8 protein-coding genes and 1 pseudogene are annotated in these 13,952 nt (G+C 68.1%); 5 read left to right on the top strand and 4 right to left on the bottom strand.

Going from position 1 to position 13,952, the window contains the following annotated elements; all coding sequences use genetic code 11:
* Positions 1 to 103: 103 nt before the first annotated feature.
* Both ACVWZN_RS11570 and ACVWZN_RS11565 read right to left on the bottom strand, forming a co-directional pair.
* Positions 104 to 1,406: pseudogene (locus ACVWZN_RS11570) on the bottom strand (hypothetical protein).
* Positions 1,390 to 2,676 carry a sugar MFS transporter gene (locus tag ACVWZN_RS11565; RefSeq protein ID WP_456953938.1) on the bottom strand — a complete coding sequence of 429 codons (1,287 nt, stop codon included), beginning with the start codon at positions 2,674 to 2,676 and terminating at the stop codon, positions 1,390 to 1,392. Before ACVWZN_RS11565 ends, ACVWZN_RS11570 begins: the two are co-directional and overlap by 17 nt.
* 205 nt (positions 2,677 to 2,881) lie before the next feature.
* On the opposite strand from ACVWZN_RS11565, the gene ACVWZN_RS11560 reads away from it, so the two are divergent.
* The gene (locus ACVWZN_RS11560; protein ID WP_456953937.1) at positions 2,882 to 3,910 is read left to right on the top strand and encodes a LacI family DNA-binding transcriptional regulator; all 1,029 of its coding nucleotides are present in this window, start codon (positions 2,882 to 2,884) and stop codon (positions 3,908 to 3,910) included.
* Here the strand turns inward: ACVWZN_RS11560 and ACVWZN_RS11555 are convergent, their stop codons facing one another.
* Positions 3,911 to 5,101: an NAD(P)/FAD-dependent oxidoreductase gene (locus ACVWZN_RS11555; protein WP_456953936.1), complete on the bottom strand. Its 1,191-nt coding sequence runs from the start codon at positions 5,099 to 5,101 to the stop codon at positions 3,911 to 3,913.
* A gap of 134 nt (positions 5,102 to 5,235) precedes the next feature.
* A complete protein-coding gene (locus tag ACVWZN_RS11550) occupies positions 5,236 to 7,617 on the bottom strand; it encodes a prolyl oligopeptidase family serine peptidase (RefSeq protein WP_456953935.1) in 2,382 nt (793 codons plus the stop codon).
* A gap of 288 nt (positions 7,618 to 7,905) precedes the next feature.
* On the opposite strand from ACVWZN_RS11550, the gene ACVWZN_RS11545 reads away from it, so the two are divergent.
* From ACVWZN_RS11545 to ACVWZN_RS11530, 4 genes are read left to right on the top strand one after another with little or no spacing between them, the layout of a single operon-like run.
* Positions 7,906 to 9,324 carry a cytochrome ubiquinol oxidase subunit I gene (locus tag ACVWZN_RS11545; protein ID WP_456953934.1) on the top strand — a complete coding sequence of 473 codons (1,419 nt, stop codon included), beginning with the start codon at positions 7,906 to 7,908 and terminating at the stop codon, positions 9,322 to 9,324.
* Positions 9,321 to 10,337, top strand: a complete 1,017-nt coding sequence (cydB, locus tag ACVWZN_RS11540) for a cytochrome d ubiquinol oxidase subunit II (RefSeq protein WP_456953933.1) — start codon at positions 9,321 to 9,323, stop codon at positions 10,335 to 10,337. The genes ACVWZN_RS11545 and cydB overlap by 4 nt, the downstream gene beginning before the upstream one ends.
* 44 nt (positions 10,338 to 10,381) lie before the next feature.
* Positions 10,382 to 10,663 carry a YcgL domain-containing protein gene (locus ACVWZN_RS11535; RefSeq protein ID WP_027081644.1) on the top strand — a complete coding sequence of 94 codons (282 nt, stop codon included), beginning with the start codon at positions 10,382 to 10,384 and terminating at the stop codon, positions 10,661 to 10,663.
* On the top strand, positions 10,656 to 13,946 hold the full coding sequence (locus tag ACVWZN_RS11530) for an ankyrin repeat domain-containing protein (protein ID WP_456953932.1): 3,291 nt from the start codon (positions 10,656 to 10,658) through the stop codon (positions 13,944 to 13,946). Before ACVWZN_RS11535 ends, ACVWZN_RS11530 begins: the two co-directional genes overlap by 8 nt.
* Positions 13,947 to 13,952 lie beyond the last annotated feature (6 nt).

Raw genomic sequence — 13,952 nt, 5'->3', positions numbered from 1 at the left:
GTCATCCACGTGTTAGGCCGGCGGGCCTGACAGCGTTGTCAGTCCAAGCGTGAAGGCGGCCGGCGGCGCGTGCACGCTGCACTGCCGCATGACCGCGCGGCGGTCAGGGTTTCGGAGGGGTCGCGACGCGGAACGGCAGGTTCGCGTAGCCCGCATGGCCGCGGCCGTCGCGCACTTCGACGAAGAGGCGGTAGTCGCCCGGCGTGCTTGGGTGCGACGAAACGGGCGGTGCCCGCGTCGACGACCTTCGCTGCGACATCCACCGGCGTCGGCCGCGTCTCGGCATCGCCACCGATCGACGTCGCGCGGCTTTCTTCGAGCACGTACCAGCGCGGCTGCATGCGGTCGCCGTCGGGGTCGACGGCCTTTACGCGGGCGATGTGCGACGTGCCGGGTGCGAGCACGATGCCGGACTTCGCGGCGCGTCCATCCACCGTCAGCGACCCGACCAGGGGTGCGCGATTCGCCGGCGCCTTGCCGGTCCACGCCGTCTGCAGCGCGTCGACCGCGGGCGTCGATTCGCCGGATCCGAGGAACAGGCCGTACCAAGTCGGCGTGCGTTCCTGCTTCTGGCCCCACAGGAACACGAACGAGCCGAGCCGTTGGGGATTCGCGGGTGCGATCTCCCGCAGGTAGCGCTCGCTCAGCGATGCCGCCTTGCGCGCGCTGTCGTCCTCGATCGGCGCGCCCCATGGCGTGGTCGGGCTTTCCCAGTGACCGGTCGGTCCCCATTCGGTGACCACGTACGGGCCGGTCCAGCCGGACGCGCGGATCTTCCCGTCGAGCCCGGCGATGTCGGCGTAGAGCTGCACGCCGAGCAGATCGAGCTGCGGCGCACGCGCTTTCACTTCGGCGACGACCTTCGGGTCGATCCCCGCGAGCGTCGTCATCACCGGATGGTTCGGATCGACCGCGTGGATCGCGGCGGCCATGCGATTCACCGTGTCCCACACGCGCGGATTCTTCGCATCGAGATTGAGCTCGTTGCCGACGATCCACATCAGCAGCGCCGGATGATCGCAATAGCGCAGCGCTTCGCCGCGGACGCGTTCGACCTCGCGCGAGACCGCGGCATCGTCGTTGAAATCGAAACCGTGGCGCTCGCTTTCGACTTCGAGGCCGAGCGCGACATGCAGGCCGTTGCGTTGCGCGCGATCGAGCATCGCCGTCGCGTCATCGCCGGGTCGCCACGTACGGAACGCATTGCCGCCGCGTTCGCGCAGCGCTTCCTGATCGCCATCCTGCAGGCCGGCGCCGCGGATCACGAACGGCTGGCCGTCGACCTGCAGCTGGTATGCGCCCGCGCCGTCGTGCGTGATGCGCACGACGGATGGCGCCGCGATCGCCGTCGATGCGACCGCGGCGAGCAATGCCGCCGCGATCAAGGCCTCAGTGCGCGCGCTCATAGATGCGCGCGTACTTCAGGCCGAAGAACAGGATGAAGGCATAGCAGGCGATAGGCAGGAAGAACGACGGCTGCAGGCCGATGCGGTCGGCCAGCGCGCCCTGCAAGAACGGCACGATCGCGCCGCCGACGATGGCCATGCAAAGCATGCCGGACCCTTTGGCAGTGAGATCGCCAAGGCGATGCAGCGCCATGCTGAAGATGGTCGGGAACATGATCGAGTTGAACAGGCCGACGGCGATGATCGCGGTCATTGCGAGCGTGCCGCTGCCGAGCGTGGCGGTCAGCACGAGCAGCATCGCCATCGCCGCGTTGAAGCCCAGCACCAGCCCCGGCCGCACCTTCTGCATAACGGCGAAGCCAATGAAGCGCCCGATCATGGCGCCGCCCCAGTAATAGCTCACGTACTGGAAAGCGCTTGCTGCGGGCAGGCCACGGATCTGAGGCTCACCCAAAAAATTGACCAGCAGCGAGCCGATGCTTACTTCCGCGCCAACGTAAAGAAAGATCGCCACCGCGCCGAGTACGAGATGCCGATGGCGCAGGATCGACGGCGTCGGTGCGCCGGGAAGCGCGTCGTCATGCGTGATGCGTGGCAAACGCACAATCGCGAACACCACGGCGAGCAGTGCAAGCGTCGCGGCGAGGCCGAGATACGGGCCCTGCACGGTCGCGGCTTCGGTCGTGCGATACGCGGCGCGCGCGGTGTCGCCCATCGCGGCGAGGCGCTCGGGCGTCAACGCCTGCACGCCGGTCAGGATCAGCAGGCCGCCGACATACGGACCTACTGTCGTGCCCAGCGAATTGAACGCCTGCGTCAGCGTGAGCCGGCTCGACGCGGTGCGCGGATCGCCGAGCACAGTGACGTAGGGATTCGCCGCGACCTGCAGGATGGTGATGCCCGAGGCGAGCACGAAGAACGCGACGAGGAACAACGCGTAACCGCTCGTCGATGCCGGATAGAACAGCAGGCAGCCGGTCGCCGCGATCGCGAGTCCGGTCACCACGCCCTTCTGGTAACCGATGCGGCGGATCAGCGCGCCCGCGGGCAACGACACCAGGAAGTACGCGCCGAAGAAGCAGAACTGCACCAGCATCGCCTGGGTGTAGTTGAGCGTGTAGATCGACTTGAGGTGCGGGATCAGCACGTCGTTGAGCGACGTCAGCAATCCCCACATGAAGAACAGCACGGTGACGATCACCAGCGGACGCGTGGTGTCCGCGGGCGCGTCGGTGGTCGAAACGGACGGTGCAGCCGAGTACGAAGCCATTGACGCGGTCTCCTGCGGAGGGTTGGCCGGAGTCTGCCGCAAAGTTTGCGTCGATGATAGCGCTGTCAATTTTTCGGGTAGGATCGGGCGCGTCCGGGGGATCGCCGTTCCGGAAATGCCGTGGGAGGCCGCCCGGACGGGGCCATTACACTGTGCCGCGCCGCGTCGCCCGCCTTCCATGGCGGCGCCGGCCGGATGCGGGCCGATGGGAGCGATCATGGTGTCGAGAGTGCGGATCGAGGACGTCGCCGAAGCGGCGCGCGTATCGATGAAGACCGTCTCGCGTGTACTCAACCGCGAGCCGAACGTGCGCGAGGAAACCCGCGATCGGGTGCTCGAGGCCGTGCAGCGCCTCAACTACATCCCGCATTTCTCCGCGCGCAGCCTCGCCGGCAGCAAGTCGTTCCTGGTCGCGTTGCTCTACAACAACCCGTCCGACAACTACCTGATGGGCGTGATGTCCGGCGCACTCGCGGCCTGCGAACAGCGCGACTACGCGATGCTTCTTTGCCCGGTCGACACCGACGTTCCCGAGTTGCTCGAACGCGTCGAAGGCCTGATCCGGCGCTCACAGCCCGACGGCCTGATCATGACGCCGCCGATTACCGACATTCCGGAACTGCGCGCGCGCCTCGCGGAGATGCAGATCCCGGTCGCGTGCATCTCGCCGAAGGATCGCGTCGGTAGCATCGGCGTCGGCATGGACGAGACGCAGGCCGCCTGCGACATGGTCCAGCACCTTGCGTCGCTGGGCCATCGCCGTATCGCGCACATCTCGGGCCATCCCGCGCATGGCGCGACCGGTTGGCGTATCGCGGGCTACAAGCTCGGCCTGCAACGCGCGGGGCTCGACGTCGACGAATCACTGCTGATGCCCGGCGAGTTCTCGTTCGAATCCGGCGCGCGCGCCGCGCGCGAGTTGCTCGCGCAGAAGCGTCGCCCCACCGCGATCTTCGCCGCCAACGACGACATGGCCGCCGGTGTGATTTCCATCGCGCTCGAACAAGGTCTGCGGGTGCCGGAAGATCTCTCCGTCTGCGGCTTCGACGACACGCCCATGTCGACGCAGATCTTTCCGCCGCTCACCACCGTGCACCAGCCCACGCACGAGATGGGCCGCCTGGCGACGCTGGAGCTGCTCGCCGCGGTGCAGACGCCGGGCAGCGGCCGCATGCTGCATGTGCCGTACACGCTGTGCGTGCGGCGATCGAGCGGACCCGCGCCGCGGCGCTGATCAGTCGCTGCACACCGCTTTGCCACAGGCGTCGCCCGCGGCCCAGGCCCACTGGAAGTTGTAGCCGCCGAGCCAACCGGTGACGTCGACGACTTCGCCGATGAAATACAGGCCGGGCACCCGCTTGGATTCCATGGTCGTCGATGAGAGCTCGTTGGTATCGACGCCACCGAGCGTGACTTCCGCAGTCCGATAGCCCTCCGTTCCGCTCGCGACGATCGGAAAGCGCTGCAGCAGCGCGCCGGCGTCGCGCAGCTGCGGTGGCGTGAGCTGCTTGATCGGGCGATCGGGCAGCCAGACTTCGCAGAGGCGTTGCGCGAAGCGCTTCGGCAGGACGTCCGACAGGATCGTGTGCAGCATCGCGTCCGGCCGCGCATGCCGTTGCGACGTCAGGAACGCGTGCGCGTCGTGCTGCGGCAACAGGTCGGCGACGAGTTCGTCGCCCGGTTGCCAGTACGACGAGATCTGCAGGATCGACGGCCCGCTCAGGCCGCGATGCGTGATCAGCATCTGGTTGCTGAAGCTGGTGCCATTGGCTTCCACGGTGACCGGGAGCGCGACGCCGCTGAGGTCGGCCAGCCGTTCCTGATGCGTGCCACTGAGCGTGAGCGGCACCAGCCCAGCACGTGTCGGCTTCAGCGTGTGACCGAACGTGCGGGCGAGTTCGTAACCGAAACCGGTCGCGCCCATGCTCGGGATCGAAAGACCACCACTGGCGACAATCAATGCACGCGCGCGGAACACGTCCGCCGTCGTGCGCACACGGAAGTCGCGCTCGCCTTCGCGGTCGATGCTTTCGACGCTGCAGCTGGTCGACACGCGCGCACCCGCTGCATCGCATTCGTCCATCAGCATCTTGACGATGAGCTTGGACGACTCGTCGCAGAACAGCTGGCCGAGTTCCTTCTCGTGATACGCGATGCGATGACGCTCCACCATCTCGATGAAATGCCATGGCGTGTAACGCGCCAGCGCCGACTTGCAGAAGTGCGGATTGCCCGACAGGTAGTTCGCGGGCGCCGTGCCGGTATTGGTGAAATTGCAGCGCCCGCCACCGGACATCAGGATCTTCTTGCCGACGCGGTTGGCGTGCTCGATCACCTGCACGCGCAGGCCGCGGCGCGCGGCGGTGAACGCGCACATGAGGCCGGCGGCACCGCCACCGATGATCAGGACATCGACGTCTTGCATGGGATCCGTGAGTGGAAGCGTTCGCCGGATCGGCCCGACGAAGCGTGCGTCGCATTATCGCCGCGAACCGATCACGGCCGCCGAAACGAAGACGCCGCCCGGAGGCGGCGTCTCGCGTGAACCATTTTGACGACTTACTTGCTGAGCGACTGCGCGAACAGCTCGCGGATGCGGCGGTACTCGTCGTACCAGGAATCGGCATGCACGAAGCCGTGGCGTTCCAGCGGATACGGTGCCAGCGTCCACTTGTCCTTGTGCAGTTCGATGAGCTTCTGCGTGAGCATCACCGAGTCACGGAAGAACACGTTGTCGTCGATCATGCCGTGCGCGATCAGCAGGTTGTCCTTCAGGCCCGCGGCATATTCGATCGGCGAACTCGTCGCGTACGCATCGGGATCGAGTTCCGGCGTGTTGAGGATATTCGACGTGTACTCATGGTTGTACTGCGACCAGTCGGTGACTGGGCGCAGCGCGGCGCCGGCCTTGAACGTGCCGGGCGAACGGAACAGGCCCATCAGCGTGATGAAGCCGCCGTAGCTGCCGCCGTAGAGGCCCGCGTGATCGCGATCGGCGTGCCGATTGGCGACCGCCCAGTCCAGCGCGTCCAGATGATCGTCGAGCTCCGGATGGCCCATGTTGCGGTAGATCGCCGTGCGCCAGTCGCGGCCGTAACCGCTGGATGCGCGATAGTCGATGTCGAGCACCACGTAACCCGAATCGACGAGCAGGTTGTTGAACATCTGCTCGCGGAAGTAGTTCGGATAGCGCGCGTGCACGTTCTGCAGGTAACCCGCGCCGTGGATGAAGAACACGATCGGGTAGGTCTTGCCGGGATCAAAGTTCTTCGGCCCGTAGAACTTGCCCCAGATCGTACCGGCACCGTGCTTGCTCGGGATCTGCACCATCTCTGGCTTGATGAAGTCGAATGACTTGTACTGCGCGGTTCGCGTGTCGGTGAGCTCGCGCGCTGTGCCACCGTTCGCATCGACCACCGCGAGCTGCGGCGGCAGGTAGCTCGACGAATGCCGCACCAGCAACTTGGATTCGTCCGGTGACAGGGCGAAGTCCTCGACGCCGTCCAGGCTCGTCACCTCGCGCACGTCGCCGCCGTTCGCATCGACCGCGCAGACTTCGTAATCGCCCGGCCAGCTGCGATTGCACTCGAAGTAGAAGCGATGGCCGTCGCGGGTGAGGTGCGGCGCGGAGACCTCCCACTTGCCCGAGGTCAGTGCGCGCGACGAACCCGGCGCGTCGCTGACGTACAGATGCGAGTAACCCGACTTCTCCGACAGGAACCACAGACGGTTGTGGCCGTTCGCCGGCATCCAGCCGAAGTCGTTGAAGTTCCAGTTGATCCACGCGTTGTCGGTGAGACGATCGCGCGTCACGAGTTTCTTGCCGCCGAGGTCGACCTGCGCGATCCAGCGGTCCTTGTTGTCGACCGCACGCACCAGCACCGCGGCGTCGCGGCCGTCGTCACTCCAGTGGATCGCCGGGCCGGTGCCGTCGCCATCGGTCTCGATGCGCACCTCGCGCGCGCCATCGAGCGGCTTCTTGCCGGCCTTCTTGCGCAGGTCGGCCAGCGGGTCGGTCTTGATGCCGGGCAGGTCGTCGAACTTCAGCGGCGTCACCGCGCCGGTCGCGGTTTCGACCAGCCACAGCGAATGCGCGGCCGGCGGATTGCGGCCGACGCGCGTGCGCGCTTCCTCGGTTTCCTCGTAACCCGATTCGGTCACGTAGCGCGGCAGCTTGCCGGCCTGGCCGAGGTCCGCGCCCTTCGGATACGTGACCGCGAGCAGCCAGCGGCCGTCGGGCGAGAGCGCGCTGTCGACCAGTTCGACGTCCTTGCCGAGATACGCAGTCGGCGGCGCAGCGGTGGGGTCGGCAGCGCGCCAGACCTTGTCCTGCGCCTTCGCGGCCTCGCGCTTCTCGCGGTCGGTGCGCAGCGTGTCGATCAGGCGCAGCTGGCGCGCGCGCAGGTCGTCGTCCTTCTTCGCCTTGTCCGGATCGTCCTCGGTCTTGAGCGTGGACGCCTGCGCGACGCTGCCGGCGCGCCAGACGAACCAGTCGTTGCCCGCTCGGAACACCAGCTGCCCTTGCGGACCCCACTGCGGGCGCGATTCCTCCGCCGCGGTGCGGGTGACCTGCGTCAGCGCGCCGCTCTTGAGGTCGCGCACGAAGATGTCGCCGCCGCGCGAGAACGCCATGCGCGTGCCGGCCGCGTCGACGACCTCGTCGTCGCCATCGATGGCCGCGTGCTCCGCGCCGTCGAGCTTGGCCGCCGCGCCGCCGGTGATGGGCTGGCGGAACGTGTCGCGGATCGTCGCGCCGGTGCGCTTCTGGCTGAAGTAGGCGTTCTGGCCGTCCCACGACCACCACGCCTGTTCGACGGAATTTCCGATCCAGTCGGGATCGGCCATCGCCTGGTCGAGGGTGATGCGCGGCGTGGACTGCGCGTGGGCGAACGGGGCGAGCCCCGCGAGGACAAGGGCGGTGGCAAGGGCGCTGCGACGCATGGAAGGTCCGGTGATACGAAGTCGGCGGAGCGTAGCAGCCGGTGCGGGTGGCGCACCGTGGCGTCGGTCATTCCCGCGAGCGGCCGCATCCCACTATCGCCACGCGACATAGTGCATGAGACGCGACCGCGCATCCGGCCTTAACGACGCGACGTCCATCGTGCCGCGGCGCGCGCGGTCGTCCGGCGACGGCGTCCGGATGCTGCGACGGTGCTGCAGCGAGCTCGCGCGTGGCGCACAATACGCAGGCGAATAGACGACTCAACCTGATCGACGGGAAGGCCCTCGATGGATGCTCTGCTGCTCTCGCGAATCCAGTTCGGATTCGTGATCTCGTTCCACATCATGTTTCCCGCATTCACGATCGGACTGGCGAGCTGGCTCGCGTTCTGTGAATGGCGATGGCTGCGGACGCGCGACAGCGTCTGGCGCGACATCTACTTCTTCTGGCTGCGCATCTTCGCCATCAGCTTCGGCATGGGCGTGGTCAGCGGCATCGTCATGAGCTTCCAGTTCGGCACCAACTGGGCCGTACTCAGCGAACGCGCCGGCAACATCCTCGGCCCGTTGATGACGTACGAAGTGCTGACCGCGTTCTTCCTCGAGGCGACCTTCCTCGGCGTGATGCTGTTCGGCGCGCGCAAGGTGCCGGAAAAACTGCATTTCTTCGCGACGTGTATGGTCGCGCTCGGCACGCTGGTGTCGACGTTTTGGATCATCTCGGCCAACAGCTGGATGCACACGCCAGCCGGTTACACGATGACGGCCGCGGGCGTGTTCGAACCCGCCAACTGGTGGGCGATCGTCTTCAATCCGTCGTTCCCGTATCGCTTGGCACACATGGTGCTGGCCGCGTTCATCACGACCTGTTTCGTGGTCGGCGGCGTCAGCGCGGGCTACCTGTGGCGACGCGAGCACGTCGATGCCGCGCGCAAGATGCTGAAGATGGCGGTGCTGTTCGCCGCGATCACGGTGCCGACGCAGATCTTCGTCGGCGACCTGCACGGCCTCGAAGTGCACAAGTATCAGCCGACCAAGCTCGCCGCGATCGAAGCGCACTGGGAGCAAGGCACGCCCGGCGCCGGCGTGCCGCTGGTGCTGTTCGCGGTGCCGAACCAGCAGGCCGAGCGCAACGATTACGAAGTCGCGTTGCCGCGCGTGGGTTCGCTAGTGCTCACGCACAGCTGGGCCGGCGAGATCACGCCGCTCAAGGCCGTGCCGCGCGAGGACCGCCCGCCCGTCATCCCGGTGTTCTTCTCGTTCCGCGTGATGGTCGGCCTCGGCCTCGCGATGCTCGCGCTGGCCTGGCTGTCGGCGCTGCAGCTGCGTCGCGGGCGACTGTTCGACACGCGTTGGCTCATCAACGGCTGGCGCTGGATGACGTTCGCCGGCTTCGTCGCTTTGCTGACGGGCTGGTACGTCGCCGAGATCGGCCGTCAGCCCTGGGTCGTCTACGGCCTGCTGCGCACTGCGAACGCGGTGAGCCCGATGCTGACGACGGGCGAAGTGGTCGCATCGATCGCCGCATTCATCACCGTCTACGCCATCGTGTTCGGCTCGGGCATCTGGTACATCCGCAAGCTCGTGCGCGTCGGGCCGGTGCCCCACGACCCGGGGCCGGAAGCCGAGCATGGCGAGCGTCGACCCAAGCGGCCGCTGTCGGTGGATTCGGTCGACGACGGCGCCGCGCGCGAGGTGCGCCCGTGACCGCCGCGACCGTGCTGCCGGTGCTGTGGTTCGGCGTGATCGGCTTCGGCGTGCTGATGTACGTGCTGCTCGACGGTTTCGTGCTGGGCCTCGGGATCCTCGCGCCGTTTGCGCGCGACGAGGACGAACTCGACCACATGATGAATACGGCCGCGCCGATCTGGGACGGCAACGAGACTTGGCTGGTGCTCGGCGGTGCCGGCCTGCTCGCCGCGTTCCCTAAGGCCTACGCGATCATGCTGTCGGCGCTGTACCTGCCGGTGCTGCTGATGCTGATCGCACTCATCTTCCGCGGCGTCGCTTTCGAGTTCCGCTTCAAGGCGACGCGCGCGCGGCGTTTCTGGGGTGCGGCGTTCGGGCTCGGCTCGACGTTCGCCGCGTTCGCGCAGGGCGTGATCCTCGGCTCCATCGTCGAGGGCATGCCGCTGGAATCGGGCAAGTACCTCGGCGGCGCGTTCGGCTGGTTCAGCCCGTTCTCGATGCTCACCGGCGTGGCCGTGGTGTTCGGCTACGCGCTGCTCGGCACCACGTGGCTCATCCTCAAGACCGAAGGCCCGCTGCAGCGCCTCGCGCGGCACATGGCACGGCCGCTGGTGCTGGTCGTCGTCGCGTTCATGGGGCTGGTCAGCGCATGGCTGCCGTTCCTGAGCTCGCGGATCATGGCGCGCTGGTTCGAGGGCGGGCATTTCTGGTGGCTCGCGCCGGTGCCGCTGCTCGCGTTGGTCAACGCCGCGTGGCTGTGGCGTGCGGCGCTGCGCGAAGGCCGCGACGCGACGCCATTCCTGCTCACCCTGAGCTTCTTCCTGCTCGGCTTCGTCGGGCTGGTGCTCGGCGTCTGGCCGCACATCATTCCGCCATCGCTGACGATCTGGAGCGCCTCGTCGCCGCCGTCGTCGCAGGGCTTCGTGATGGTCGGCATGGTCGTGCTGCTGCCGGCGATCCTCGGCTACACGTGGTGGTCGTACCGGGTGTTCGCGGGCAAAGTCGCGGCCGACAGCGGCTATCACCACTAGTCCGCGGGTATGCTGTCGCGACGCCCTCAATGAGCGTTGCCGTCATGCACGCCCACGTCTACAAGAGCCTGCGAAAGGCCGACACCTACGTCTATCTCGCGCAGCGCGATGCGTTCGATGCGCTGCCCGAGCCCGTGCGCGCGCAGCTCGGCGGGCTCGAGTACGTGCTGGAAGTCGAGCTGACGCCCGAGCGTCGCCTCGCCCGCGCCGACGCGGCTCAGGTGCGCGAGGCGCTGGAGTCGCGCGGCTTCTTCCTGCAGATGCCGCCGCCGCCCGACGCACCGGCCTACGACGCGGGCGAGTACTACCGGAGCCGCGATGCCTGACCGCGGCAACCTGCACGGACGCGCGTTCGCGTTCATCGCCGCGGCGGTTGTCATCGCCGCGCTCGCGATCCTGCCGTCGCCGGTCACCGCGATAGGCGTTCTTCTCGCACAGCCGCTTGCAGCGGTCGGTGTGTCGACCTGGCGCCGCCGCGTCGGTTCGACGTCGCGTCATCTCGCGACATTGCTCGGCCTGTGGACGATCGCCACGCTCGGCGTCGGCCTGTTGTTGTCATGGCCGTTGATGGCGTTGCTGCGCAGCGGTTCGCTACCGGCGACGATCGCGCTGAGTCTCGCCGTCGGCATCGCGCTGCTGGTGTTGTGGCCGACGTGGACGTTGTGGCCCGGCGTCGAACGCGATGGCGACTGGCGCGCGCATCTCGACGCGATGCCCGATCGCGATCGCACCGCATGGCGCGGGCTCGCCGTCGCCGTGCCGGTCGTCGCACTCGCATCGGCGGTCACGCTGTTCGCGTGGCCGGGCGTGTTGACGGGTTCCACGCGCATCGCGGTCGCGGCGTTGGTCGCGCTGGTTGGTCCCGCGTTGCATTTCCTGATCTCGCGCGTCGATGGCAATGCACGCGACGTACAACCCGAACGCACCGATCGCATCGACAACGTGGTCGCGCTCGATGCGATTCGCGCCGAAGCACCGGTGATCGCGCCCGCGGTCGACCCCAAGGCGATGCTGCGCGAGCTGTACGAGGCGGCGCGCGGTGGACGCGTCGAACGCGCATTGGCACTGATCGACGCCGGCGTCGACGTCAATGCACCGCCGCTCGCCGGCGAGCGCGACCAGCGCGCATTGCCGGTGCTCGCCGCGGTGCTGCCGGACCTGCGCCTGCTGCGCGCACTGATCGCCAAGGGCATCGATCTCAACGCCATGCAGGCGGGCATGACGCCGCTGCTCGCCGCCACGCGCGACAGCTGGCATGGCCGCCCCGAAGCGGTGATGACGCTGCTGTCGAACGGCGCCGACCCGCGCCTGCGCGACGGCGACGGCAATACCGCGCTGCACTTCGCCGCACGCAGCACCGATCCGGGTGTCGCCGCATTGCTGCGCGACGCCGCCGCCGAACTCGAAGTCGTCAACGCCGAAGGCCTGTCGCCGCTCGGCATGGCCTGCGCTGCGGGCAACTGGCGCGTCGCGCGTTTCCTGCTCGAACGCGGCGCGCGTCCCGAGCCGCCGGGCGGCCAGCCTGCATTGCTCGCCGCCGCGGGTGCGGAAGACGATGACCCGGCTGGCGTGCAGCTGCTGCTCAAGCACAAGGCGCGCGTCGACGCGCGCGACCGCTCCGGTCGCACCGCGTTGCACGTCGCCGCGTATGCCGGCCACATGGAGATCGTCATCGCGCTGCTCGAAGCCGGCGCCGATGCCGCGCTCACCGACGCGCAGGGCCGCACGCCGATCATGGAAGCGGTGCGCGGTGGACAACTCGAAGTCGCCGACGAACTGCTGCGCCAGTTGCCGGATGCCGGCGTCGCGCAGGCGTCGCGCGTCGATGCCGACGGTCGTGGCCTGTTGTCGCTGGCCTGCGATTCCGAACGCGCGACCCCCGAGCTCATCACGCGCCTGCTCGAACTCGGCGCCGATCCCGCGCAGGTCGACAAGCAGGGCAAGCGCCCGGTCGATCGCGCTGCCGAAGCCGGTCGCTGGGCGCTGGTCGCCGCGCTCGACGCCGGCTATCGGCTGCCTGCCGCGCTGCGCGAAGACGACGACGCACCGTTGCCCGACCGCACGCCGATCGCGTTGCTGCGCGAAGGCCTGCGTGAGCACGCGGACGGACTCGACAGCGTCGCGCGCCTGATGTCGCCCAGCGATCTCGGCTCGCTATTGCATGACGACGAGATCGTCGCCGATCCCGCCAACGTCGCCTGGCTGCTCGCGCGCGGCGCCGATCCTTATATCCGCGACGGGCAGGGCCAGACGCCGCTGTTCGTGTTGCTCGGTCGCGGCCCGGCCGCGTTGCCGGCGCTGCGTCGATTGCTGGATGCCGGCGTGTCGCCGACGGGTCGCGGCGGTCTCGCGCGTTTCCTTGCCGCGTGCGTCGCCGGTGATGCCGCCTGTGCACGCATGGCGGTCGAACTGTTCGAACGCGGCGCCGATCCGTTCGGCCCGTCGCGCGGTGGGGATCCGGCGATCACGCTCGCGGTGCGCCTTGGCGGCGTCACCTTGATCGACCGCCTGCTGCAGGCCGGCGTCGGCCTCGACGCGCGCGACAGCCGCGGCATGAGCGCGCTGCATCTCGCCGCCGCGCTCGGTCGCGTCGATCTGGTGAAGCGCCTCGTCGCGCATGGCGCATGCACCGAACTGCGCGCGACCGACGGGCAGACGCCGCTCGGCGTCGCGCTGGCTGCGGGTCGTCGCGACATCGCCGATTGGCTGGACTGGCGCGGCTGGCCACTGCCGCGTCGTCCGCTGCGCGCGCTCGACGTGCCGGCCGCCGCGATGGCGGGCGACGACGATGCGGTGCGTCGCCTGCTCGATCTCGAGCTACCGGTCGACGCCGTCGATCGCCAGGGCTGCAGCGCACTCCTGCGCGCCGCCGGCGGCGGACATCGCGCAGTGGTCGAACTGCTGTTGCAGCGCGGTGCCGATCCGGGTCTCGCCGCGCAGTCGGGCGCGACGCCGCTGTCGGCCGCGGTGTCGATGCGTCATATCGACATCGTCGATCGGCTCGTCGCCTCGCACGTATCGCTCGAACAGCGACTGCCCGGTGATCTCACCGTGCTGATGGTCGCAAGCGCGCTCGGTCTGCCCGATCTTGCGATGCGCCTGATCTCCGCCGGCGCCGACGTGCATGCGGTCGACGGGCAGGGTCGCAACGCGCTGCACTGCGCTGCGCTGTATGCCTTCACTTCGCGCGATCGTACACGCGTTGCCGCGTTGCTGGATGCGCTGGTGCTCGCGGGCGTCGAACCTGACGCGGTCGCTAACGACGTCACGCCATTGCTCTTGCTGCTCGGTGCGCGTGCAGAGCCCGGCACCGGCACCGACGAGGACGTGTTGCTCACTGCGCTCGAGCAGTTCCTCGTGCAGGACGTCAAGCTCGACTCACGCGATGCGCGCGGCTTCGGCCCACTGCATCTCGCTGCGCTGCACGGCCTGCCGCGCATCGTGCAGCGCCTGTTGAAGGCCGGTGCGGATCCCGATCTGCGCGACTCGCTCAACCGCACGCCGCGCGAAGTCGCCTTGATGCGCGGTTTCGTCGACATCGCTGCGGAGTTCGCGCCGAGCAATGCATCGCGCGACATCTCGATGGCACGTTTCCTGCGCGATCGCTGAGGCGCA

Source organism: Lysobacter sp. HA35, assembly GCF_054061195.1.
The sequence above is the reverse complement of the archived record's forward strand: the minus strand, read 5'-3'. Positions and strand labels throughout refer to the sequence as shown.